The sequence below is a fragment of the Pseudorhizobium marinum genome (assembly GCF_000705355.1).
Lineage (GTDB): Bacteria > Pseudomonadota > Alphaproteobacteria > Rhizobiales > Rhizobiaceae > Neorhizobium > Neorhizobium pelagicum.
Genome location: NZ_JMQK01000003.1, coordinates 327,647 through 352,200, shown reverse-complemented (window position 1 = coordinate 352,200; position 24,554 = coordinate 327,647). Strand labels below are relative to the sequence as shown.

Sequence of the window (24,554 nt, the reverse complement as noted above, 5' to 3'; positions counted from 1 at the left end):
ATGATCGGAGTAGTGCTTGTCACCCATGGCAAGCTGGCTGAGGAGTTTCGACATGCCGTCGAGCATGTCGTCGGACCGCAGAGATGCATCGAAACGGTCTCCATCGGCCCGGAAGATGACATGGACCAGCGCCGCCAGGACATTGTCGATGCGGTCGAGCGCGCCGACGACGGCCATGGCGTCATCATCCTCACCGACATGTTCGGCGGCACGCCATCCAACCTTTCGATTTCGGTGATGGCCAGCGGCCGCGTCGAGGTGATCGCCGGCGTCAACCTGCCGATGCTGATCAAGCTCGCCGGCGTCCGTGGCGACAACGACATGGACAGAGCGCTCGCGGAGGCCTCTGACGCGGGGCGAAAATATATCAATGTCGCCAGCCGCGTTCTCAGCGGCAAGTAACCCGAAAGCACCATGCCCCCCCTGACCCGCGAGTTCCTCATCATCAACAAGCGCGGCCTGCACGCGCGTGCTTCCGCGAAATTCGTCCAGACCGTCGGCCGCTTCGAGGCGGAGGTGGCCGTCAGCCGGGACGGCATGACCGTCGGGGGCATGTCGATTATGGGACTGATGATGCTGGCGGCCAGCCCCGGATGCAGCGTCGAGGTCAGCGCCTCGGGGCCGCAGGCGACCGAGGCCCTTGATGCCCTCGAACAGCTGATTGCCGACCGGTTCGGCGAAGAGGCTTAACCTTCCGGACATAAAGATATAAACACTTCTTTATGTCCCGTTGCGTCCCGCCCGCAAGACTGATAAACCGGCTCTCGAATGACGATGAGCGGTGCTTGATGACTGGCACCGGCAACTTCCAGCTGGAGAGCTTCATGAGCATTGAGAAAGACTATATCGTCGCCGATATCGGACTTGCCGCCTACGGTCGCAAGGAACTCGACATCGCCGAGACGGAAATGCCCGGCCTGATGGCATGCCGCGAGGAATTCGGCGACAGCAAGCCGCTGAAGGGCGCCCGGATCTCCGGTTCGCTGCACATGACGATCCAGACGGCCGTGCTGATCGAGACGCTGAAGGTGCTGGGCGCCGACATCCGCTGGGCGTCCTGCAACATCTTCTCCACGCAGGACCATGCAGCCGCGGCGATCGCCGAGAGCGGCATTCCGGTGTTTGCGGTCAAGGGCGAAAGCCTGACGGAATACTGGGAATACACCGACAAGATCTTCCAGTGGTCCGATGGCGGCGTTACCAACATGATCCTCGACGACGGCGGCGACGCGACGATGTACATCCTGCTCGGCGCCCGCGCCGAAGCCGGTGAAGACGTCCTCTCGAACCCCGGCTCGGAAGAAGAAGAGATCCTGTTCGCGCAGATCAAGAAGCGCCTGCAGGCATCGCCCGGCTGGTTCACGAAACAGCGCGACGCCATCAAGGGCGTTACCGAAGAAACGACGACCGGCGTTCACCGCCTCTATGAACTCAGCAAGAAGGGCCTCCTGCCCTTCCCGGCGATCAACGTCAACGACAGCGTCACCAAGTCGAAGTTCGACAACAAGTACGGCTGCAAGGAATCGCTGGTCGACGGCATCCGCCGCGGCACCGACGTGATGATGGCCGGCAAGGTCGCCGTCGTCTGCGGCTACGGCGATGTCGGCAAGGGCTCGGCAGCGTCGCTCGCCGGCGCCGGTGCACGGGTGAAGGTGACGGAAGTCGATCCGATCTGCGCCCTGCAGGCGGCAATGGACGGTTTTGAAGTCGTCGTGCTCGAGGACGTCATCGACAGCGCCGACATCTTCATCACCACGACCGGCAACAAGGACGTCATCCGCCTCGACCACATGCGCGCCATGAAGGACATGGCAATCGTCGGCAACATCGGCCACTTCGACAACGAGATCCAGGTCGCGGCGCTCAAGAACCTCAAGTGGACCAACGTCAAGCCGCAGGTCGACATGGTCGAGTTCCCGAAGGGCAACCGGATCATCCTGCTGTCTGAAGGTCGCCTGCTGAACCTTGGCAACGCCACCGGTCACCCGTCCTTCGTGATGTCGGCATCCTTCACCAACCAGGTGCTGGCGCAGATCGAGCTGTTCACGAAGCAGGGCGAGTACAAGAACGACGTCTACATCCTGCCGAAGCACCTCGACGAAAAGGTCGCGCGCCTGCACCTCGCCAAGCTCGGCGTCAAGCTGACGGAGCTTTCCGACGAGCAGGCCGGCTACATCGGCGTATCGAAGTCCGGCCCGTTCAAGGCCGAACACTACAGGTACTAAACTATCCAGTGATATCCACAATATATTGATGATCGCGGCCTTGACGAGGCCGCGATTTCTTTTTTCCCCGCAGCCTTCCCGACGATTCCCTAAAGAAGTACTCTGTCAGACATCGAATCGCACCTGCTTCGGGCAAGCGCGATGTGGGATGTCTTGTCGATCGTGCGGCAAAAAGACGGAGACAGACCGGGGATGTCGGTGAACAAAAAGAACCTCCTTCAGGAGGCAAATTCCCGCGGCGGCGAAAGCAGCGGGAATAATGTCTCAACGGCCTCAGGCCAGCGAAAACGGTTGCGTTTGCGCCATGCCTTGCGCGCGCTTCTGGCGGGTAGCGCCTTTGCCGGCAGCGCACACGGCGTTCTGGCGCAAGAGGCAGGTCCGGCGGCCGTCAAACTGTTCACCTCCACTGAAGTCGTTGTCTCCTCGCTGGTCGTCGGTGCCCTTGGCGCGGCCCTTCTTTCCGTCCTCTGGCTGGTGCGGCAGCGCGGCAACATGGAGAACGAGACACAGGAGATGCGCAGCGCTCTGACGGACGCACGGCAGCAGATTTCGAAATATGAGGCGCTCATCGCCGACAAGAACCGGCGCATCGTCGTCTGGGACGGCGCCACCTCGAAGCCCGAGTTCCTGGGCCAGCTGCCGGTGGAGACTGGTGCGCCGCAGCTGGACCGGGAGTTTCTCGCCTTCGGCCGCTGGCTGCGGCCCGGCTCGGCCACCGAGCTGGAGCGGGCCATCGAGGCGCTGCGCAGCGACGCGCACAGTTTCGACACGGTGGTCGAGACGAACCGCGACGAAATCCTCGAGGTGCAGGGGCGCGTGTCCGGCGGTCGGGCCTTCGTCCGCTTCATCGCCTTGAACAACCTGCGGGCGGAGCTTGCGGAGCTGAAGATCGAGCGCGAGCGCCTGCAGGGCTCCATCACGCTGTTCCAGTCGCTCCTGGATGCGATCGAGCAGCCGGTCTGGCGGCGCGATAACGCCGGCCGCCTTGCCTGGGTCAACCATGCCTATAGCGACGCCGTGGACGCGGTTGCGCCGACCCAGGCCATCGGCGAAGGACGCGAGTTCCTCGGAACCGTCGCCCGCGAAAAGATTCGCGCCAGCGTGACCCCCGATTCGCCCTACCATGACCGCGTCTCGACCGTCGTTCACGGCAACCGCACCATCTATGAGATCGTCGACGTCGTGGCGGCAAGCGGCTCGGCCGGAATGGCCATCGACGTGTCGGAAGCCGAGGCGGTTCGAGAAGAGTTGAAGCGCACCCTGCGCAGCCATGCCGAAACGCTCGATCACCTGGCAACGCCGGTTGCCATCTTCGATCGCGACCGGCGCCTGCAGTTCTACAATCAGGCTTTCGTGTCCCTCTGGGGTCTCGATCTCTCCTTCCTGGATTCCCGGCCCGACAACAACGAGCTCCTCGATCGCCTGCGCGGCGAAAACAGGCTTCCCGAGCCGCTCAACTGGCGGGTCTGGAAGGAGGAGGCCCTTTCGGTCTATCAGGCGCTGGATACCAAGACCGACCTCTGGCACCTGCCGCAAGGACAGACGCTGCGGGTCATCGCCACCGCGCATCCGCAAGGCGGCGCCACCTGGGTGTTCGAGAACCTCACCGAACAGGTCGATCTCGAGACGCGCTACAATACGCTGGTGATGGTACAGGGCGAAACCATCGACCATCTTTCCGAAGGCGTGGCGGTGTTCGGGCCTGACGGCCGCATTCGGCTGTCGAACCCGGCGTTCCGGGCCCTCTGGGGCATTACCGCCGAACAGGCAAAGCCCGGCGTCCACATCCGCGCCATCGAGGAGGCCTGTGCGCCGTCCTATGACAGGCCCGACGGCTGGCGGCGCTTCGGCCAGATACTGACGAACTGCGATGACGAGAGGCCTTCGCTGCAGGGTACGCTGGAGCTCTTCTCCGGCCTGATCCTCGACTATGCGGTGACGCCGCTGCCGAACGCGCAGACGATGCTCACCTTCGTCGACATGACCGCCAGCGCCCGCGCCGAACGTGCCCTGATGGAGAAGAACGAAGCCCTTCGCCGCGCAGACGAGATCAAGAACGATTTCGTCCAGCATGTCTCCTATGAGCTTCGCTCGCCGCTGACTAACATCATCGGCTTCACCGACCTCCTGAAGACGCCGGGCGTCGGATCGCTGAACGAGCGCCAGGCGGAGTATATCGGACACATCTCCACCTCGTCGTCCCTCCTGCTGACCATCGTCAACGACATCCTCGATCTGGCGACGGTCGATGCGGGCATCATGCAGCTCGACTACGAAGAGATCAGCATCGACGATCTTCTGGACGACGTGGCGATGCAGATCGCCGACCGGCTGCAGGAGAACCAGATGACCCTGGAGATCACCGCACCGCAGGGGATCGGCTCGATCGTCGCCGACCCTCAGCGGCTGAAGCAGATCCTGCTCAAGCTCCTGACCAATGCCACCAATTTCGCGCCGGAAGGCAGCACGATCACCCTCACCTGCCGACGCGACGCGACCGATGTGTATTTCTCGGTCTCCGACAGCGGACCCGGCATTCCGCAAGAGATGCTGAGCACCATCTTCAACCGTTTCTCCTCGACACCCCGCGGCGGCAAGCGGAGCGGCGCCGGCCTTGGCCTGTCGATCGTCGAGAGCTTCGTGCAGCTGCACAAGGGCGAAGTCAGGATCGAAAGCCGGCCCGGTGCCGGCACCACCGTCAGCTGCCGGATCCCGAGCGCCGTCACGATGCGTACCATCGCCGCGGCCGAATGAGCGACGCCACTCCGATTGTCGTCAGCCTTGCGGATGAAGCGGCCACCATCCAGCTTGGCGAAGATCTTGCACTGGCCCTGAAGCCCGGTGACTGCCTGGCGCTTTCCGGAGACCTCGGCGCCGGCAAATCGACGCTGGCGCGGGCGTTGGTGCGAGCGATCGCCGACGACGAGGCGCTGGAGGTTCCCTCCCCCACCTTCACGCTGGTACAGAGCTACGAGCTGCGCATTCCCGTCTCCCATTTCGACCTCTATCGTCTCGGCGACGCGTCCGAACTCGACGAGCTTGGTCTCGACGAGGCGCTGGCCTCGGGTATCTGCCTGGTCGAATGGCCGGAGATGGCGGAGGCTCTTCTTCCCCGGGATCGCCTCACGCTGCGGCTCGAAAACGAGGGCCAGGGGCGGATTGCCCGTTTCGAGGGGCCTGATGCCGCCTTGAAGCGCATCCGACGGTCCCTCGCCATCCGCAAGACGCTGGACGGCTGGGGCTATCCGGCGGCAACACGCCGATACCTGACCGGCGACGCCTCGGTGCGGGCCTATGAGACCATCCATCGTGCCGACGGATCCGCGACGATCCTCATGGACTGGCCGCGGCAGCTCGAGGGCCCGGCCGTCCTAGACGGCAAGACATACCCGAAGGTCGCGCATCTGGCCGAGGACGCCTCCCCGTTTATCGCCGTTTCCGATTATCTCCGCGGTATCGGCCTTGCGGCTCCGAAGGTGCTTGAGGCCGATGTCGACGAGGGCATTCTGCTCCTCGAAGATCTCGGTGCCGATGGCGTTCTGGACGCCGAAGGCAAGCCGATCCCCGAGCGGTATCGCGAAAGCGTCGCCTGCCTGGCCTATCTGCATGAACGGCCGGCGCCGCGAGACCTGCCCGCAGGTGCCGGACGTCTGCACCACATTCCCGACTTCGATCCCGTGGCCATGACCATGGAGGCCCGGCTGCTCGTCGACTGGCACCTCCCCTGGAAGCGCGGCAATCCGGCGTCCGACGCCGAGCGTCAGGAGTATCACGACATCTGGCAGGCGCTGATCTCTGAGCTGCAGGCGGCCGAGACCAACCTGCTGCTGCGGGATTTCCATTCGCCCAACATCATCTGGCGCGAGCACGAGCAAGGTGTGAAGCGGGCCGGCCTCATCGATTTTCAGGACGCGATGATCGGGCCGACCGCCTATGACCTCGCCTCCATCGTCCAGGACGCCCGGGTCGACATCCCCGCGCCGCTCGCCGAGATGATGATGGCTGACTATCTGGCGCTTCGCCATGGCCAGGGCCCCTTCGGCGAGGCAGCCTTCCTCAAGGCCTTCGCGATCATGGCGGCCCAGCGCAACTGCAAGCTCGCCGGCCTCTGGGTTCGGCTGATGCAGCGCGACGGCAAGCCGGGCTACATGAAGCACATGCCCCGCACGCTTGCCCATCTGGCGACGGCGCTGCGACACGAGGCGCTGGCGCCACTGCGGGCCTGGTGCCTGAAGGCGGGAATAGCGCTACCCGAATCAGGAGCCCTGCTTTAGAAAGCATGGCATGAAGATCACCCAGGCCATGGTGCTGGCAGCGGGTCTTGGAACCCGCCTGCGACCGATCACCGACCGCATGCCGAAACCGCTGGTGCGCGTCGCCGGCAAGCCGATGATCGACTATGCCCTCGACGCGCTGGCTGCGGCCGGCGTGGAACACGCGGTCGTCAACGTCCATCACTTCGCCGACCAGATGGAGGCGCATCTCGCCGTCTACCCCAGGCTCCAGGTCGAGGTTTCGGACGAGCGCGACCAGCTGATGGATTCCGGCGGCGGGCTCGTGAAGGGGCTGAGGCTGCTTCAGCCCGGGCCGCTCTTCGTGATGAACGCCGATCTCTTCTGGGTCGGCGAACCCTCCGGACAGCCGACCAGCCTGCAGCGGCTTGCCGATGCCTTTGACCCGGACACGATGGACATGCTGCTCCTCTGCGTACCGCTGGAGAAGACGACCGGCCACAACGGCAAGAAGGACTTCCAGCTGGACGGCGCCGGGCGGCTCAGCCGGTATACGGACGGCGCGCAACCGCTCGTCTATGCCGGTGCCATCGCCATGCATTCGACGCTGTGTGCCGATGCCCCGCAGACGCCGTTCAGCCTCAACCGCTATTTCGACCAGGCAATCGAGAAGGGCCGGCTGTACGGGCTGATCCTCGACGGCCACTGGCTGACCGTGGGCACGCCGGAGGCTCTCGACGAAGCTGAGAAGGTGCTCGCCGACCTTTCCGTCGGCGCGTGACGATGGACGCGCGCCGCCAGAAACGCATCTTCACCATTCCGGCGGGAACGCCCTTCCTCAAGACGCTGGCCGCGGCGCTTTGCGACGGTCGCCTGAGCGAGGGGTTCCGCCATGATCCCGAGGATCCGCTGTCCCTCGCCAATGTCACGATCTTCGTTCCCACACGGCGGTCGGCCCGCGTGCTGCGATCGGAATTCGTCGATCTTCTCGGCGGCCGCTCCGCGATCCTGCCGGTCATCCGTCCGCTCGGCGAGACCGAGGACGACAGCGGCTATTTCGATCTCGCAGCGCCCGAGGAAATGGACCTGGCCATGCCGATCGGCGGGGTGGCGCGGCTGCTGGAGCTCGGCCGGCTGATCCTCGCCTGGCGAAACCGCCTGCCGCAGGTGGTCATCGACATCCATTCCGATTCCCCGCTGGTGGCGCCGGCGAGCCCGGCCGACGCCATCTGGCTTGCCCGCTCGCTGGCCGAACTGATCGATTCGGTGGAGACGGAAGAGCGGGACTGGGCCGACCTCGGCAACCTCGACACGGCGGAGCATGCGCTCTGGTGGCAGCTGACGGCGGAATTCCTGTCGATCGCCAGCGCCTTCTGGCCGGCGCGCCTCGAGGAACTGCGGCGCTCCTCACCTGCCCGTCACCAGGCGGCGCTCTTGCGCGGTGAAGCGCGGCGGACTGCGCAACGGGAGCACAAGGGTCCGGTGATCGTTGCCGGCTCGACCGGCTCGGTGCCGGCCGCAGCCGACCTGATCGCGGCCATCGCCGCCCTGCCGCAGGGATCCGTGGTTCTACCCGGCCTCGACCTCGACATGCCGGACGACCAGTGGGCGACGATCAGCGCGGAGGGCTTTGACGGCAGGATCGATCCGTCGAGCCGCAGCCACCCGCAGTTCGGTCTGTCGCGCCTGCTGCGCAAGCTCGGCGTCGACCGGGATGAGGTCGAAACGCTGGGCTCGGTCCCCCCCGACCTCGATCTGCGGGCAAAGACGCTGTCGCAGGCTCTGGCGCCGGCGACCGCGACGGACCAGTGGAGCCGCTGGCGTCAGGAGGTCGATCGGCAGGCACTGCAGGAGGCCTTTGCCGACGTCGCCCTGATCGAAGCGGCCAACGAGCGTGAAGAGGCCGTGGCGATCGCGATCGCCCTTCGTCTGGCGCTCGAGACGCCCCGGGCGGACGGACGCGAATCACAGGCGGCGCTGATCACCCCGGACCGGACACTCGCCCGGCGGGTGACGGCCGAGCTGGCGCGCTTCGGCATTACCGCTGACGACACGGCAGGCACCCCTCTTTCGGCAACGCCGCAGGGCACGCTGGTGCAGCTGCTCCTGGAAGCGACGCTGCGTCCCGGTGATCCCGTCGCGATCACCTCGCTCCTCAAGCATCCGCTGGTGCGGCTTGGCATGGATCACGAACAGCTGCGGGAGGCCGCCGAAGCGCTGGAAATCCTCGCGCTGCGCGGCGGGCGCGGCGACATGGATATCTCTGCCCTGGAACCACTGCTGCACGAACAGCGGGCAGCCCAGAAGACCGACCGGCATCCGCCGCAATGGCGGCTGGCGCTTTCGGACGAGGCCTTCGAGACGGCAGAGAGGCTGGCGCAGCGTCTCGCTGCCGCCATCGAGCCGCTGGCGAGCGCCCTCCTGGCACGGCGGGCCGATGGCCGGGGCATGACGGCCAGGCTGGACCTCTCCGATTGGGCCGACCGGACCGGGCGAGCGCTGGAATCACTGTGCGCCGACGCGGCGGGCGACCTCTCGCCGCTCTGGTCGGGCGAAGCCGGTGAACGCCTGGCAGGACTGCTGGGAGAGGTCATCGAGACCGACGGCCAGATGGAGGCGGACGGGCCGCAGTGGATCGATATCGTCCAGGCGCTGGCAACCGGCGAAGCGGTCAAGCCCCGCTCCCTCAGCCACCCGCGCGTCTTCATCTTCGGCACGCTCGAGGCCCGGCTGCAGACCGTCGACACGATGATCCTCGGCGGGCTGAACGAGGGCTCCTGGCCGGGGCAGACGATCAACAATCCCTTCCTGTCGCGGACGATGAAGACGGAGATGGGGCTCGAGCCACCCGAGCGGCGAATCGGGCAGCTGGCGCATGATTTCGAGATGGCGAACGGGACGCGGCAGCTGATCTATTCACGGTCGCTGCGGCAGGGGTCGACGCCCACCGTCGCCTCGCGCTGGCTGCAGAGGCTTCTGGCTCTTGGCGGCTACGATCTCGCCGGCAATCTGCGGGCCCGCGGCAACCAGTATCGCCAATGGGCTAGTGCGATCGATGCGGGGGACAACCAGAGCCCGGCACGGCGTCCGTCGCCCAAGCCTCCGGCCGATCTGCAACCGACGAAATATTCCTTCAGCGAAGTCGCCCGACTGCGGCGCGATCCCTATTCGATCTATGCCCGGCGGATCCTGCGGCTCGATCCGATCGCCGCCTTCAATGCGGATCCGGGGGCGGCCGAGCGCGGCACGCTCTACCACGCCATCATCGACCGCTATACCCGCGAGGGTCATCTTCCTGGCACCCCGGTGTCGCTGGAGGCCATGCGGCGGATCATCGACGAACTCTTCGACGCCGAACAGCTTCCGGCGCATATCGACCGGGTCTGGCGGCCGCGCGTGGTCGAGGTCGGCAAGGCCTTCCTGCGCTGGGAGGCGCAGCGGGCGCCGGACATCCGGAGCAGTGTCACCGAATGCGGCGCCGGCTGGGAGATCCCCGGCGCCGGCATCCGACTGACCGGGATCGCCGACCGCATCGACATCAAGGGGTCGGGACTGGCAACCCTCATCGACTACAAGACCGGCTCCAATCCCAGCCCGTCGCAGGCGCGCTCGCTTCTCGACCCGCAGCTGGCTCTGGAGGCCGCGGCGCTGCGCGCCGGCGCCTTCAAATCCGTCGGTGCCCTGGAGCCGGACGAACTGCTCTACGTGCGGCTGAAGCCTGGCGAGCGTTTCAAATCCGAATTGGTCAACAACGAGGGCGCCAAGAACGGCAAGTCCGCGGTCGATCTCGCAGACGATTCGGTCGAGCAGCTGACGAAGTTCGTGGCCCTGCTGCGCAGCGGCGAAGCCGGCTTCGCCTCGCGGCTCGTGCCCTTCATGCAGAGTGATTACGGCGGCGACTACGACCATCTGGCGCGCGTTGCCGAATGGGCGACGGCCGATGACGAGGAGGGCGAACCCGATGAGTGACGCCCTGCCGGATGGCGACGAGCCGCACCAATGGCTCGACTGGACGGCGCGTCAGCAGTCGCTGGCGTCGGATCCCGTCAGCTCCGCCTGGGTCTCTGCCAATGCCGGGTCAGGAAAGACGCATGTGCTGACGCAACGGGTGATCCGGCTGCTGCTCTCCGGCTGCCGCCCCTCCTCCATTCTCTGCCTCACCTATACCAAGGCGGCGGCCTCCGAAATGTCCAACCGGGTGTTCCAGCGGCTGGCGGAATGGGCGGTGCTGGACGACGCGGCGCTGACCCAGAGGATTGCGGCCATCGAAGGTGATGAGCCGGATTCGCTGAAGCTTGCGGAAGCCCGACGGCTGTTTGCGAAGGCGCTGGAAACGCCGGGTGGACTGAAGATCCAGACCATCCACGCCTTCTGCGAGGCGCTGCTGCACCAGTTCCCCCTGGAAGCCAATGTCGCCGGCCACTTCTCCGTCCTCGACGATCGCTCCGCTTCCGCGCTGCTGGCCGAGGCGCGCCGGTCGCTGCTGACGGCGACGTCGGCGGAAGACGATCCGGCGCTGGCCGAGGCATTCGCCCACGTGCTCGACCTCGGCGACGAGTTCGGTCTGGAGACGCTGCTCAGCGACATCATCGCCCGGCGCACAGCGATCCGCCGCTTCCTCGCCCATGCGCAGGCCCATGGGGGAATCGATCCGGCGCTGCGGCAGGCCTGGGATCAACCGCCGGACGCGACGGAGGCAACCGTGGCTGCTGGCTATTGGCCGCTCGCCGGCCTCTCCGGCGGCACGCTTTCAAGCTATCTGCAGCTCTCGGACGAGAAGGGCGGCTCCAAGGTTCTAGAGGTCGCCTATGGGCTGCGGCTCTGCGAGAAGGAAGCCGATCCCCTGGTCCGCGCCCGCATCCTCGACGGCCTCTTTCTCACCAAGGACGGCAAGCCGAAGGCCGACACTTCCCTGGTTGCCAAGAAGATGCTCGACGCGGCGCCCCTGCTGGCCGCGGCCGTCGAGCAGGCGCGAAACCATGTCGTCGAGTGCCGCAACCGGTTGCGGATCATGCGGATGCTGGCGGCGACCAAGGCAGCGCTGATGCTGGCAGAGCGGCTGAACGACGACTACGAGGACCTGAAGAAGCAGCGCAGCCTGCTGGACTTCGAGGATCTGATTGCCAAGACGGCCGATCTTCTGACCCGCGACGGCGTCGGCGCCTGGGTGCATTACAAGCTCGACCAGGGCATCGACCATATTCTGGTCGACGAGGCGCAGGACACGAGCCCGGTGCAATGGACGGTGATCAAGTCGCTGGCGGAGGATTTCTACTCCGGCCGCAGCGCCCGGGAGATCCGCCGGACGATCTTTGCCGTCGGCGACGAGAAGCAGTCCATCTATTCGTTCCAGGGTGCCCGCCCGGAGCGGTTCGCCGAGGAGCGCATCCGCACCGAAAAAGACGTGCGGGCGAGCGGCCAGGGCTTCAATCCCGTGCGCCTGCCGCTCTCCTTCCGCTCGACCGCCGACGTGCTGGCCGCGGTCGACCAGGTGTTTTCGCTGGAGGAGAACGCCCGCGGCCTCACCTTCGGCGGCGAGCCGATCGTCCACCGCTCGAACCGCATCGGCCATCCCGGTGCCGTCGATCTCTGGGACGTGGTGGTGCCGGAGGTGGCAGATGCCGGCGACGACTGGACGGCGCCCTTCGACGCCACGCCCGACAAGGCACCCTCGGCCATCCTCGCCGCCCGAATCGCGCATCGCGTCGGCGAGATGATCGGCCGGGAGACGATCATCGAGAAGGGCGTCGAGCGGCCGATCGAACCCGGCGACATCCTGGTGCTGGTGCGCAAGCGGGATGCTTTCGTCAATGCCCTGACGCGGGCGCTGAAGCGACGCGACAACATCCCCGTCGCCGGTGCCGACCGGCTGCGGCTGACCAGCCATATCGCCGTCCAGGACCTTCTGGCGCTCGGCCGGTTCCTCGTGCTGCCGCAGGACGACCTCTCGCTTGCGGCGCTGCTGAAGAGCCCGCTGTTCGACCTCTCCGAGGAGGATGTCTTCGAGGTGGCGGCGCTGCGGCCGGAGGGCTTGTCCGTCTGGCAGCATCTCGTGCAGCTGTCGGACGAGCAGCCGCTGCGCTTCTCGAGCGCCGTTCGGGATCTGCGGCACCTTCTGGCGCTGTCGCGGCGGATGAGCCCGCACGATCTCTTTGCCCGGGTTCTCGGAGAGCTCGGTGGCCGGCGCCGGTTCCTCGGCCGGCTTGGCACGGAGGCCGCCGATATTCTCGACGAATTCCTGACCTTCGCGCTCGATCACGAAGGGAAAGGCCTGCCCGGCCTGCAATCCTTCGTCTCGACGCTGGAGATGGAAGCGCCGGAGATCAAGCGCGAGCAGGACAGCGGCCGCAACGAGATCCGCATTATGACGGTGCATGCCTCCAAGGGGCTGGAAGCGCCGATCGTCTTCCTCGTCGACAGCGGCTCCAAGGCCTTCATTTCCTCGCATGTGCCCAAGCTTCGCCTGTTGCCGCACGAGGGCGTCGAGATCCCCGCATGGGTGCCGACCAAGACGCTTGCCAATGCGCTGACGGCGCTCGACGACGAGCGGCTGAAGGCGGCGACCGAGGACGAGTACCGGCGTCTCCTCTATGTCGGCATGACGCGGGCAGCCGACCGGCTAATCGTCTGCGGCTATCGCGGCTCCCGGCAGAACCCGGAGACCTGGAACAGCATGGTGGCGAATGCGCTCTGCAGCCATCCCGACCATTGCGTTGCGGCCCGCTTCGGCGGACCGGAGGGCGAATGGGGCGGCTTTCACTGGCGGCTGCCTGCGCCGATGCGGCTGGTGGCGCAGCAGGACACTGCGCAGAGATCGCCCGAAGAGGTCGCGATCCCTCCCCTGCCACCGGCACTTGCCAAACCGCTGCCGCCTTCGATCTCGCTGCCGCGTCCGCTCAGCCCGTCCGGCGCCGGCACGATGATCGAGGACGATGCCGACGACCTCTCCATGGGTTCGCCGCTGTTTGGCGAGAAGGCCGAGAGCAACTTGGCGCTCCAGAAGGGCCGCCTAGTGCACCGCATGCTGCAGGTGCTGCCCGATTTTCCCGCCGAGGATCGGGCGGCGGCGGCGCGGCGCTACGCCGAACGGGCGGCGCGCTTCTGGCCGACTGCGGAAAGAGAAGCGTTGATTGCCTCGGTTCGCGGAATTCTGGAGCAGCCAGAGCTGCAGCCGGTCTTTTCCGGCCACAGCCGCGCCGAGGTCTCGATCATGGGCACCCTTCGGCTCGGCGGGAGGGACTATGCGATCTCCGGGCGGATCGACCGGATGGCGGTGGACGCGCAGACCGTCACCATTCTCGACTACAAGACGAACCGAAAAGTGCCTCTCCGGGAAGAGGACGTGCCGCTTGCGTACCGGGCGCAGCTGGCGATCTACCGCGAGATCCTGCAGCCGCTCTACCCGGATCATGAATTCCGCTGCGTGCTTGCCTATACCGAAAACGGCCGCGTCATTTCGCTCGGTCACGACATACTGGCGCAGTCGCTTGCCGCGCTCGGGACAAAGTGAGATAGCGGTATTGAAACCAGCCTCCCACAGCCTCACATTGAACCCAACCAAACATTCCAAGGAGAGCCCCATGGCTACCGTGAAAGTCGACAACAGCAACTTCCAGGCTGAAGTTCTGGAATCCTCCCAGCCCGTCGTCGTTGATTTCTGGGCGGAATGGTGCGGCCCGTGCAAGATGATCGGCCCGAGCCTGGAAGAAATTTCCAACGAGATGGCCGGCAAGGTCAAGGTCGTGAAGCTGAACATCGACGAGAATCCGGAACTGGCCGCCAAGTTCGGCGTGCGCTCGATCCCGACGCTTGCCATGTTCAAGGGCGGCGAAGTGGCCGACATCAAGGTGGGCGCCGCACCGAAGACCGCGCTCTCGGCCTGGATTTCCAGCGCCGCCTGATCCGGCGACATTTCCCGTTTTTGTAGAGAAAAGCCCGGCCGAAAGGCCGGGCTTTTTCATTTGGGAGGCGTGCCGTTGTCGGCGAGCACATTGCCGACGAGATAGAGAGAGCCGCCGATCAGGATGCGCGGCGGCTCCTCTTCCGAGGTATGGCGCTGCGCAATCTCCACCAGGGCCTCTTCGACCGAACCCATCGGCTCGGCGATCAGCCCGGCGTCGAAAGCGGCCTGCGCCAGGACGACGGGATCAAGACCGGCATCCGTTCCCCGGATCGGCACCGTGAAGACATGCTCGGCGATATCCGCAAAGGCGCGGAAATAGCCGATCGGGTCCTTGGTGTTGATCATGCCGATGACGAGATAGAGAGGCCGCGCCTGGCGCTCCTCGAAGCCGGCCATGGCTTCGGCGATGACCTCGCCCGCCCCCGGATTGTGACCGCCGTCGACCCAGACTTCAGATCCCTGCGGCGCAAGCGCCAGCAGCCTGCCCTCCGACAGGCGCTGCAGACGCCCGGGCCAGTCGACAGTGGACATCGCCTTTTCGATCATGGCATCCGTCAGTGCGAAGCCAGCAGCCTTCACGGCGCGGATGGCTGCGGCGGCATTGGCAATCTGGTGGCGGCCGGGAAGCCGCGGCAGCGGCAGGTCGGCAAGGCCAAATTCATCCTCGTAGATCAGACGGCCGAATTCCTCGTGGCCCGAATAGTCCTGACCGTAGATGGCGACCGGACAGGAAAGCCGCGACGCCGTATCCGACAGCACTTCGAGCGCCGCATCATATTCCTGCCGGCCGATGACGACCGGGCAGCCGCGCTTCATGATGCCCGCCTTTTCGGCCGCGATCAGCTCGACCCGGTCGCCAAGGTAAGGCTGATGGTCGAGCGAAATCGGCATGATGACGGAGACGGCGGGCTTGTCGACGACATTGGTCGCGTCGAAGCGCCCCCCGAGGCCGACTTCCAGGATGACCGCGTCGGCCGGCTGTTCGGAGAAGAGAAGAAAGGTGACAGCCGTCAGGATCTCGAAGACGGTGATCGTCTGGCCGGCATTGGCGGCTGCGACCCGGCGCAGCGCATCGGCGAAGAGTTCGTCGTCGACGATCGCCGAGCGTCCGTTCCTGACGCCGATGCGGTAGCGTTCGTGCCAGGCGACGAGGTGCGGCGAGGTGTGGACGTGGACCGCGAGGCCCGCCGCCTCCAGCAGAGCCCGGCAGAAGGCCGTTGCCGAGCCCTTGCCGTTGGTGCCGGCGATGTGGATCACGGGCGGCAGTTTTTCGTGCGGGTTGCCGAGGACCTCCAGGAGCCGCCTGATCCGGTCGAGCGACAGGTCGAAGCCCTTCGGATGAAGGGCCATCAGCTTGTCGATTTCCTGTTCGGCCGCGCTAACGGCGGGTGTGTTCGTGGCGCTCATCCCGCCGCTCCGGCTCATCAGGGTCTGTTCGTCAGGCGCTTGCCGCGACGGGAGCGGCTGCCGGCAGGGCGACGATATCGTTGGCCGGTGCCTTGGTCAGGATCTTGAGCAGGGTCGCCAGCGTGTCCGGCAGGTCGTGGCGCTTGACCACCATGTCGACCATGCCGTGCTCCAGGAGGTATTCCGCCGTCTGGAACCCTTCGGGCAGTTTTTCGCGCAGTGTCTGTTCGATGACGCGCTTGCCGGCAAAGCCGATCTCGGCGCCCGGCTCGGCGATGTGGACATCACCCAGCATGGCGTAGGACGCGGTCACGCCGCCGGTGGTGGGGTTCGTCAGGACGACGATATAGGGCAGACCTGCTTCCTTCAGCATGTCCACGGCAACGGTCGTGCGCGGCAGCTGCATCAGCGAGAGGATGCCTTCCTGCATGCGGGCACCGCCCGAGGCCGGGAAGATCACCAGCGGGCATTTCTCCGCAAGCGCCCGTTCGCCGGCCTTCACGATCGCCTCGCCGGCGGCCATGCCGAGCGAACCGCCGATGAAGTTGAACTCATGGACGACGGCCACCAGCTTGACGCCGCGGACCGTGCCGAGGCCGGCCAGAATCGTGTCTTCCTGGTCCGTCTTCAGGCGGCTGTCCTTCAGCCGGTCGATGTACTTCTTGGAATCGCGGAACTTCAGCGGGTCCTGCGCGACCTTCGGCTGCGGCAGGGATTCGTAGACGCCACCGTCGAAGAGGTCTGCAAGGCGTGCCTTCGCCGGCATCTTCATGTGGTAGCCCGAGGTCGGGATCACCCACTTGTTGCCCTCGAGGTCCTTGTGGAAGACCATCTCGCCCGTTTCCGGGCATTTGATCCAGAGGTTCTCCGGAACCTCCCGGCGGCCGAGCATGGAGTTGAGCCGCGGCCTGACGTAATTGGTGATCCAGTTCATCTGGCGTACTCCTGATAAATATCGCCCAATGTGGGGAAACTATTCGGCGGCAACAAGGCGGGCGGAGCGGACGCCCGTGGCAAGGCCCCGGACAAAGGTCGCGACCGACTGCACGGTATCGGCCGTGGCGCGGTCTTGCTTGTCCAGCGATGTCGCAACCTGGTTGACGATGGCGGTGCCGACCACGACGCCATCGGCAGACGCGCCGATGAGGCGGGCATGTTCGGCAGTCTTGACGCCGAAGCCGACGCAGATCGGCAGATCCGTCGATTTCTTGATGCGCTCGACGGCGCCGGCGATCTTGCTCGGATCCGGAAGCGCCGATCCGGTAATGCCGGTCATCGAGACGTAGTAGACAAAGCCCGAGGTGTTGGTGAGCACCTTGGGAAGGCGCTTCTCGTCCGTCGTCGGCGTTGTCAGGCGGATGAAGTTGATATCCCGCTTGCGCGCCGGAATGCAGAGTTCGTCATCCATTTCGGCGGGAAGGTCGACGATGATCAGCCCGTCGATGCCGGCGTCCAGTGCGTCGTCCAGGAAGCGCTCAACCCCGTAGATGTAGATCGGATTGTAGTAGCCCATGATGACGATCGGCGTCGTATCGTCGGACTGGCGGAAGTCGCGCGCCATGTCGAGCGTCTTCTTCAGCGAGTGGCCGTTCTTCAGCGACCGCTGGCCGGCCAGCTGGATCGCCGGTCCATCGGCCATCGGGTCGGAAAAGGGTGCGCCCAGTTCGATGACGTCGGCGCCGGCCTCGGGCAGCGCCTTCATGATCTGGAGCGAGGTCTCGTAATCGGGATCGCCGCCCATGAAATAGGTCACGAGGGCCGGACGACCCTCGGCCTTCAGAGCGGCGAACTTGTTGTCCATGCGTGCAGTCATATCAGAGGCCCATCCCGAGGATCTTGCCGACGGTGAAGATGTCCTTGTCGCCGCGGCCACAGAGGTTCATCACGATGATCTGGTCCTTGCCCATCTTTGGCGCCCGCTTGATGACTTCGGCGAGTGCGTGGCTCGGCTCCAGCGCCGGGATGATGCCTTCGGTGCGGGTCAGCATCTGGAAGGCGGCGAGCGCCTCGTCGTCCATGATCGGCACGTATTCGACACGGCCGACATCCTTCAGCCAGGAATGCTCCGGGCCGATGCCGGGATAATCGAGGCCGGCGGAGATCGAATGGCCTTCCTTGATCTGTCCGTCGCCATCCTGCAGCAGATAGGTGCGGTTGCCGTGCAGGACGCCCGGCGAGCCGGCCGTCAGCGAGGCGCAATGTTCCTCGCCGTCCAGTCCCTTACCGCCGGCTTCGACGCCGACGATCTGGACCGAATCGTCATCGAGGAAGGGATGGAAGAGGCCGATGGCGTTCGATCCACCGCCGACGGCTGCGACCAGCATGTCCGGCAGACGACCTTCGGCCGCCATCATCTGTTCCTTTGTTTCCTTGCCGATCACCGACTGGAACTCGCGGACCAGCTCAGGATAGGGATGCGGGCCGGCGGCGGTGCCGATCAGGTAGTAGGTATCGTCGACATTGGTGACCCAGTCGCGCAGCGCCTCGTTCATGGCATCCTTCAGGGTGCCGTGGCCGGAGGTGACAGGGCGGACCTCGGCGCCGAGAAGCTTCATGCGGAAGACGTTCGGTGCCTGCCGCTCGACGTCGGTCGCGCCCATGTAGACGACGCAGGGCAGGCCGAAGCGGGCGGCCACGGTGGCGGAGGCCACGCCGTGCTGGCCGGCGCCGGTTTCGGCGATGATGCGAGTCTTGCCCATGCGCTTGGCGAGCAGGATCTGGCCGAGGCAGTTATTGATCTTGTGGGAGCCGGTGTGGTTGAGCTCGTCGCGCTTGAAATAGATCTTGGCGCCGCCGAGTTCCGCCGTCAGGCGCTCGGCGAAATAGAGCGGGCTCGGGCGACCGGTGTAGTGGGTGTTGAGGTACTGGAGCTCCGCCTGGAATTCCGGATCCGTCTTCGCCTTTTCCCACTCCGCCTGCAGATCGAGGATCAGCGGCATCAGCGTCTCGGCGACGAACCGGCCGCCGAAGATGCCGAAGCGGCCGTCTTCATCTGGTCCGGAACGGAAGGAGTTGGGTTTCGGCGTCTCGTTCACTTTCTACTCCTCAGGCTCTTGGCGAGCCGGCATCTGCAATGGCGTCAAAGAAGGCGTCGATCATGCGGAGATCCTTCACACCCGGCGCGCGCTCCACGCCGGAGGAGACATCTATCCCGCTTGCCCGGGTGGAGGCGAGCGCAAGACCGACATTGTCTTTGTTCAGGCCTCCGGAAAGCATGTAATCGACGCTGTCGTCAAGCGACGCCATAATTTCCCAATCAAAGGAAACCCCGTTGCCGCCCGGCAGTTCCGAGCCGGCCGGTGCCTTGGCATCGAAAAGAAACCGATCGGCGACGCCGATGAAGGCATCCACACGATCGAGGTCGGAGGCCTCGCGGACGGAGAAGGCCTTCATCACCGGCAAGCCGTAGAGTGCGCGCACATGCAGAATGCGCTCGGGCGTCTCGTGGCCGTGCATCTGGAGGACATCCGGCTTCAGCAGATGGACGATATCATCGAGCTCGTCGTCATCGGCATCGACGGTGACGGCGACGATCTTTGCCTTGCCGCGCACCGGGTCCGCCAGTTCGGCGGCAACCTCGGGGGCGACGTTTCGCGGGCTCTTGGGGAAGAAGATGAAGCCGAGGTGCGTCGCACCCTGCGCGACGGCCCGCTCGACCGCCTCAGGCGTCTTCAATCCGCAAATCTTGATGTCGGGTTTCATGCTCCGCGAGTTCGCATGAAATCATGGCGGAGTCGAGATAAAACAGTGCAATCGTCGCGGATCTGCTTTCGGCGGCGCCGCCGCGGAGGCCAAGTCCGGACAGACTCATCCCTTGGTGCGGATCGCTTTTTTAAAGTTCGGCCGGGACACGTCGTGTGCCTCGAATGAATTTTTATAATGTGACACGCGACGTGCCCCGTTCGGTGTTCTTTGCCAACGCAACTTCGGTTCCTCTGCTTCCGCCCCGTTGCCGAGACCGGTTTGTGTGCGACACACGCACGCCCCGCCGTTTGCAGGCGAGAGGGGAACCATTTTCTGCGCAGCCCTGCAGGACGTGCTTGCATCACGACAAGCCCTGCAGGCACCGGCTCCGCTTCGCCGGCAATGCGGGCCGGTGTAGCCGAAGCGGAACGGCAGCAGTCTAGGCACAGCTCATGGGGGTGTGGACGAAGGAGGACGAAAATTCGTGCAAGTAGTTGATTAGGCTGCGGCGGGTTCGACAAACCGTCCCCGGGATCGGCCATTCGCCTGGCCGGTCGAAAGCGCCCTGCCCTAGCGCGGCCTTCAGGCGAAATCGATCGCGTGCAGCTGCGACCCGTGCCGCTTCAGCCAGGCCTTGGCCTCGTCGCTTCTCGGGCAGAGCCGATGGCAGAGGGCCCAGAACTTCGGCCCGTGGTTCATCTCGTCCAGATGCGCGACTTCGTGGGCGGCGAGATAATCGATGACAAAGGGCGGCGCCATGACGATGCGCCAGGAAAAGCTGAGGTTGCCATCCCAGGAGCAGGATCCCCAGCGGCTGCGGGTGTCCTTCATGGTGATCGATCGGACGGGCTTTTTGACGGAGGCGGCATGCTGTCGCACCAGCCGCTCCAGATCCGCCCGCGCCTCCTTCTTCATGAAGCTGGAGAGGCGCCGGCCGACATGGTCCTCCAGGCCGCTGACGCAGAGCACCGGCTCGCCATCCCTGACCATGGGTTCGGTGAGACCGCGCAACCGTCCGCTGTGCTCGATCCGGTGCGGCACGCCGCGCAGCATGACCGTGGCGCCGGGGCCCAGGGTGTCGGGCGCCGAGAAGCGGGCGAGCTTCACCTGCAGCCAGTGCTGATGGCGTTCCAGAAAATCGTCGATGTCCGCCCTGCGCAGACCGACCGGGACGGTCAGGCTGAGGCCCCTCGCCCCGGGATCGATGCGCAGCGTGATACGCGTCGACCGCGGATGCTCCCGTATCGTCAGCGGCAAGGCGCGGCTGCCGACCTCCAGCACGCGCTTTTCGGGAACCTGGGGTTTCCGAGCCGAACGGGCAGTCTTCTTGAGGAGTGCGAACATGGGAGTCCTCTAGCCGATTCGCACGGTCCGCTCATAGAAAAACCGGCGCCCGAGGGCGCCGGCCTGCGGTTGTTTCACGTGAATCCTTACAGATCGACGACGCCATTCTGGCCGTTGGACTGGTTCTTGCGATCGCGCATGAAGCGGTCGAACTCTTCCTGGTCCTTGGCGCGACGCAGTTCACGCATGTAGCTGTCGAATTCCTCGCGCATTTCGTCGAGCTTCTTGCGCTCTTCCTCGAGACGCTCGAGCTCGGCCGTCCGCCAGTCGTCGAAGGCGACATTGCCGGTGGTGAAATGCGTGCTGTAGCGCGACTTGGCGCGGCGGCAGCCGGCGAACATGCCGTCCGCCTTGCGGTTGGCATCGCGCTTGAAGCCCTGCAGCCGTTCTCCAAACAGGATATAGGCGAGCATGGCAAGGCCGAGCGGCCAGAAGACCACGAACCCGAGCACCATCAGGGCGATGGTGGCCGGCGTCCAATCCGGTCGAATCATTGCAGACTGGTTCATCGGTGACACCCTTCGTTACCCGGGCGGCCACATGCAGCCCGTTGGATTCGATTTGGGGGGTCGCGATATCTGCTTCAAGAAGATTGCCGCCGGATTCGGCGAAGTCGCTGATTAGCCATCGCTAATTCGGCGTCAACCGGCCTTGCCGCCCTTGATGACCCGCTTCACCGGTCCCTTGGTTTCCTGTGATCCACTTCCGTTCTGGCTGGTGAAGGCCAGGATGCGCGGGGCAATTTCGCGCCGGAAGCGCGAGCCGTTGAAGACGCCGTAGTGCCCGACGTCCGGCTGCATGTAGTGCATCCGCTTGTCGTCCGGGATATTGGGGCAGATCTTATGAGCCGCCTCGGTCTGGCCTAGCCCGGAGATGTCGTCGTTCTCGCCCTCGACCGTCAGAAGCGCCGTCCGGCGGATCGCCTTCGTGTCGACCAGCGTGTCCCGGTGCATCATCTCGCCCTTGGGAAGGGCGTGCTTGATGAAGACCACGTCGACCGTCTGCAGATAGAATTCTTCCGTCAGGTCCATCACCGCCAGATATTCGTCGTAGAAGTCGCGGTGTCGTTCGGCGGGTTCGCCATCGTTCTTGACGAGGTGCTCGAAGAACTCCTTGTGGGCGGAGATGTGCCGGTCGAGGTTCATGGACATGAAACCGGACAGCTGCAGGAAGCCCGGATAGACCGGCCGCATGAAGCCCGGCTGCGGCCAGGGAACATTCATGATGACGTTGTCGCGGAACCACTCCAGCGGCTTTTCCTGCGCCAGCGTGTTGACTGCAGTCGGGTTCTCGCGCGTGTCGATCGGTCCGCCCATCAGGATCATCGAGGCGGGCGCCAGCGAATCGCCGGCCGCTTCCATGACGGCAACGGCTGCCAGCACCGGAACCGAGGGCTGGCAGACGCCGACAACATGGGTGTCCGGGCCGATGTGGTGGATCATCTCGATCAGGTAGTCGATGTAATCGTCGAGATCGAAGCGCCCTGCCGTGACCGGCACCATGCGGGCGTCGATCCAGTCGGTGATATAGATATCTGCGTTCGGCAGAAGCGTTTCGACCGTGCCGCGCAGCAGCGTGGCGTAATGGCCCGACATCGGCGCGACGAGCAGCAGCTTCTGATCCGGTGCCCTGCCCGCCGGCAGTGCCCGGCGGAAGTGGATGAGGTTGCAGAACGGCTTCGACCAGACGATCTCTTCGGTCACCTTGACGGTCTTGCCATCGATCACGGTTGTCGGCAGGCCGAACTCCGGCTTGCCGTAGCGCCGCGTCATCCGCTCGAAGAGCTCGAGGCTCGCCGACATCGCCCGACCGGCGGGCGTGTGGGACAGCGGGTTGAATGGATTGGAATGAAAGAACTTCATCGCATCCGCGGCCGCACGGAAGGGCGCGATGGCTGCGTGGTTCATCTCGTAGAGCTGGTAGATCATGGAGGTGCCGCCTTTTGTCAGGTTCGACGCGACGTCCAGGACTGCCGCCTGGCGCATCGGTGCAGGAGCATCGGAAGAGGCTACCATGTTTTCATTGCGGTGCAACATCAGGAGATACCGGTTCTCTGCTCAACAAAAATGCCAGGCGCGAACGCCTAGCATCAAAATGGCATGAAGCGGATTAAGGTTCCGCCCTCTGCGGCTGGTTAACGGTCGGCGACGAAGGTCTGGCGCTGGCTGCCGAGGCGCTCGATGCCAAGCTCGACGACGTCGCCGGGCTTCAGGTAGCGCGGCGGCTTCATGCCCATGCCGACGCCGGGAGGCGTGCCGGTGGAGATAACGTCGCCCGGGTGCAGGGACATGAACTGGCTGAGATAGGACACCACGAAGGCGACGCCATAGACCATGGTGGTCGAGGAGCCGTCCTGCATGGTTTCACCGTTGACCTTCAGCCACATGCCGAGGTTCTGCGGATCGTCGATCTCGTCGCGGGTAACGAGCCAGGGGCCGATCGGGCCGAAGGTGTCGCAGGACTTGCCCTTGGTCCACTGGCCGGCGCGTTCGGTCTGGAAGCCACGCTCCGAGACGTCGTGGGAGACGCAGTAACCGGCGACATAATCCATCGCTTCGGCTTCAGAAACATATTTGGCCGTCTTGCCGATGACGACGCCGAGTTCGACTTCCCAGTCGGTCTTTTCCGACCCGCGGGGAATGAGAACATCGTCGTTCGGGCCGCAGATGGCGGAGGTGGCCTTCATGAAGATCACCGGTTCTGGCGGCACGGCAGCACCCGTCTCGGCTGCATGGTCGGAGAAGTTGAGGCCGATGCAGATGAACTTGCCGGTGCCGGCGACGCAGGCGCCGATCCGGTCGACCGTCAGTTCCGGCAGGCTCTTGATATCGAGGGCGGCGATCCGGGCAAGGCCTTCCGGCGAGATCGCTGCACCGCTGATGTCGTCGACGTGCTGGGAGAGATCCCGCACCTTGCCGTCCGCATCGAGAATTGCCGGCTTTTCCTGGCCCGGCTGACCAACACGCATGAGTTTCACGGATGTGCCTCCACTTGTCTGACAACTGCCTTATGGAGGATGGCTGGTGGATTGTCACCCCCTGTCGCGGGCAAGACGCATTGCTCTGCGCCGGCGGGGAGCTATGCTCACGGGGATCAGACCCGGAGCCCAAAGGACGAACCGTGACAGAAAGCAACCACCGCCATTCAGAGCATCCGATCGATACCTTCTTCCTCGACCGCTGGTCGCCGCGGGCCTTCACCGGCGAGGCCATGGATCGGGAGACGATGCTGACGATCCTGGACGCCGGACACTGGGCGCCCTCCTCCGGCAACAACCAGCCGTGGCGGTTCATCTATGCCCTGCGCGAGACGGAGAGCTTTGCCCCGCTCCTCGACATCCTGGCACCCGGCAACCGTCGGTGGGCGCAGAACGCCTCGGCGCTGATCATCTTCGCGTCCCGCACCTATCGGCTGTCCAAGGACGGGGAGCGGAAACCGGCCTATACGCATTCCTTCGATACCGGCTCGTCGTGGTTCTCGATCGCCTGTCAGGCCATGAAGCTCGGCTACCACGCCCACGGGATGGAGGGGATGGACCGGGACAAGGCGATAGAGGTGCTGGGCATCCCGGAGGGTTACCGGGTCGAGGCCGCCGCGGCGATCGGCAAGATCGCGCCGAAGGAGACGCTGCCGGAGGACCTGCGGGACCGCGAGGTCCAGAGCCAGCGGAAGCCCCTCTCTGAGGTTGCCTTCGAGGGTCGCTTCGTCGGCGAATGAAAATGTTTCACGTGAATCATCGTTAACGTGATCCACGTGAGA

19 protein-coding genes are annotated in these 24,554 nt (G+C 64.9%); 10 read left to right on the top strand and 9 right to left on the bottom strand.

The features are described 5' to 3' along the window. From EO99_RS0105590 to trxA, 9 genes are all read left to right on the top strand, one after another. Nucleotides 1-402 carry a PTS sugar transporter subunit IIA gene (locus EO99_RS0105590; protein WP_029617661.1) on the top strand — a complete coding sequence of 134 codons (402 nt, stop codon included), beginning with the start codon at nucleotides 1-3 and terminating at the stop codon, nucleotides 400-402. A 12-nt stretch (nucleotides 403-414) separates the two neighbouring features. Further along, nucleotides 415-690 (top strand): HPr family phosphocarrier protein, encoded by a 276-nt coding sequence (locus tag EO99_RS0105585; RefSeq protein WP_029617660.1) that lies wholly within the window; start codon nucleotides 415-417, stop codon nucleotides 688-690. Between the two features lie 134 nt (nucleotides 691-824). Then, entirely contained in the window at nucleotides 825-2,225 is a 1,401-nt protein-coding gene (gene ahcY / locus EO99_RS0105580) for an adenosylhomocysteinase (protein WP_029617659.1), read from the top strand. A 192-nt stretch (nucleotides 2,226-2,417) separates the two neighbouring features. Further along, nucleotides 2,418-4,979 (top strand): PAS domain-containing sensor histidine kinase, encoded by a 2,562-nt coding sequence (locus EO99_RS0105575; protein WP_029617658.1) that lies wholly within the window; start codon nucleotides 2,418-2,420, stop codon nucleotides 4,977-4,979. Further along, on the top strand, nucleotides 4,976-6,499 hold the full coding sequence (gene tsaE, locus EO99_RS0105570) for a tRNA (adenosine(37)-N6)-threonylcarbamoyltransferase complex ATPase subunit type 1 TsaE (protein ID WP_029617657.1): 1,524 nt from the start codon (nucleotides 4,976-4,978) through the stop codon (nucleotides 6,497-6,499). The genes EO99_RS0105575 and tsaE overlap by 4 nt, the downstream gene beginning before the upstream one ends. 10 nt (nucleotides 6,500-6,509) lie before the next feature. Beyond that, entirely contained in the window at nucleotides 6,510-7,238 is a 729-nt protein-coding gene (locus tag EO99_RS0105565; RefSeq protein WP_029617656.1) for a nucleotidyltransferase family protein, read from the top strand. A gap of 2 nt (nucleotides 7,239-7,240) precedes the next feature. After that, nucleotides 7,241-10,426: a double-strand break repair protein AddB gene (gene addB, locus EO99_RS0105560; RefSeq protein WP_029617655.1), complete on the top strand. Its 3,186-nt coding sequence runs from the start codon at nucleotides 7,241-7,243 to the stop codon at nucleotides 10,424-10,426. Further along, on the top strand, nucleotides 10,419-13,967 hold the full coding sequence (gene addA / locus EO99_RS0105555; RefSeq protein WP_029617654.1) for a double-strand break repair helicase AddA: 3,549 nt from the start codon (nucleotides 10,419-10,421) through the stop codon (nucleotides 13,965-13,967). The genes addB and addA overlap by 8 nt, the downstream gene beginning before the upstream one ends. 70 nt (nucleotides 13,968-14,037) lie before the next feature. After that, nucleotides 14,038-14,358: a thioredoxin gene (gene trxA, locus EO99_RS0105550; protein WP_029617653.1), complete on the top strand. Its 321-nt coding sequence runs from the start codon at nucleotides 14,038-14,040 to the stop codon at nucleotides 14,356-14,358. Nucleotides 14,359-14,414: 56 nt separating this feature from the next. Here the strand turns inward: trxA and EO99_RS0105545 are convergent, their stop codons facing one another. The 9 genes from EO99_RS0105545 to EO99_RS0105505 form a co-directional block, all read right to left on the bottom strand. Continuing rightward, nucleotides 14,415-15,767, bottom strand: a complete 1,353-nt coding sequence (locus EO99_RS0105545) for a bifunctional folylpolyglutamate synthase/dihydrofolate synthase (RefSeq protein WP_029617652.1) — start codon at nucleotides 15,765-15,767, stop codon at nucleotides 14,415-14,417. A gap of 31 nt (nucleotides 15,768-15,798) precedes the next feature. After that, nucleotides 15,799-16,701, bottom strand: coding sequence for an acetyl-CoA carboxylase, carboxyltransferase subunit beta (gene accD / locus EO99_RS0105540; RefSeq protein ID WP_029617651.1), 903 nt, complete (start codon nucleotides 16,699-16,701; stop codon nucleotides 15,799-15,801). A gap of 39 nt (nucleotides 16,702-16,740) precedes the next feature. Next, nucleotides 16,741-17,580, bottom strand: coding sequence for a tryptophan synthase subunit alpha (trpA, locus tag EO99_RS0105535; RefSeq protein ID WP_029617650.1), 840 nt, complete (start codon nucleotides 17,578-17,580; stop codon nucleotides 16,741-16,743). A 1-nt stretch (nucleotide 17,581) separates the two neighbouring features. Then, nucleotides 17,582-18,802 (bottom strand): tryptophan synthase subunit beta, encoded by a 1,221-nt coding sequence (trpB, locus tag EO99_RS0105530; protein WP_029617649.1) that lies wholly within the window; start codon nucleotides 18,800-18,802, stop codon nucleotides 17,582-17,584. Between the two features lie 10 nt (nucleotides 18,803-18,812). Further along, nucleotides 18,813-19,469, bottom strand: coding sequence for a phosphoribosylanthranilate isomerase (locus EO99_RS0105525; RefSeq protein ID WP_029617648.1), 657 nt, complete (start codon nucleotides 19,467-19,469; stop codon nucleotides 18,813-18,815). A 564-nt stretch (nucleotides 19,470-20,033) separates the two neighbouring features. Next, the gene (locus tag EO99_RS0105520) at nucleotides 20,034-20,795 is read right to left on the bottom strand and encodes a M48 family metallopeptidase (RefSeq protein ID WP_029617647.1); all 762 of its coding nucleotides are present in this window, start codon (nucleotides 20,793-20,795) and stop codon (nucleotides 20,034-20,036) included. An 86-nt stretch (nucleotides 20,796-20,881) separates the two neighbouring features. Continuing rightward, nucleotides 20,882-21,304: a DUF2852 domain-containing protein gene (locus EO99_RS0105515; protein WP_029617646.1), complete on the bottom strand. Its 423-nt coding sequence runs from the start codon at nucleotides 21,302-21,304 to the stop codon at nucleotides 20,882-20,884. 132 nt (nucleotides 21,305-21,436) lie between these two features. Continuing rightward, nucleotides 21,437-22,723 carry a polyhydroxyalkanoate depolymerase gene (locus tag EO99_RS0105510; RefSeq protein ID WP_029617645.1) on the bottom strand — a complete coding sequence of 429 codons (1,287 nt, stop codon included), beginning with the start codon at nucleotides 22,721-22,723 and terminating at the stop codon, nucleotides 21,437-21,439. A 206-nt stretch (nucleotides 22,724-22,929) separates the two neighbouring features. Continuing rightward, nucleotides 22,930-23,772, bottom strand: coding sequence for a fumarylacetoacetate hydrolase family protein (locus EO99_RS0105505; RefSeq protein WP_029617644.1), 843 nt, complete (start codon nucleotides 23,770-23,772; stop codon nucleotides 22,930-22,932). A gap of 143 nt (nucleotides 23,773-23,915) precedes the next feature. Here EO99_RS0105505 and EO99_RS0105500 point away from each other — a divergent pair, with 143 nt between their 5' ends. Then, nucleotides 23,916-24,512: a nitroreductase family protein gene (locus tag EO99_RS0105500; protein ID WP_029617643.1), complete on the top strand. Its 597-nt coding sequence runs from the start codon at nucleotides 23,916-23,918 to the stop codon at nucleotides 24,510-24,512. Nucleotides 24,513-24,554 lie beyond the last annotated feature (42 nt).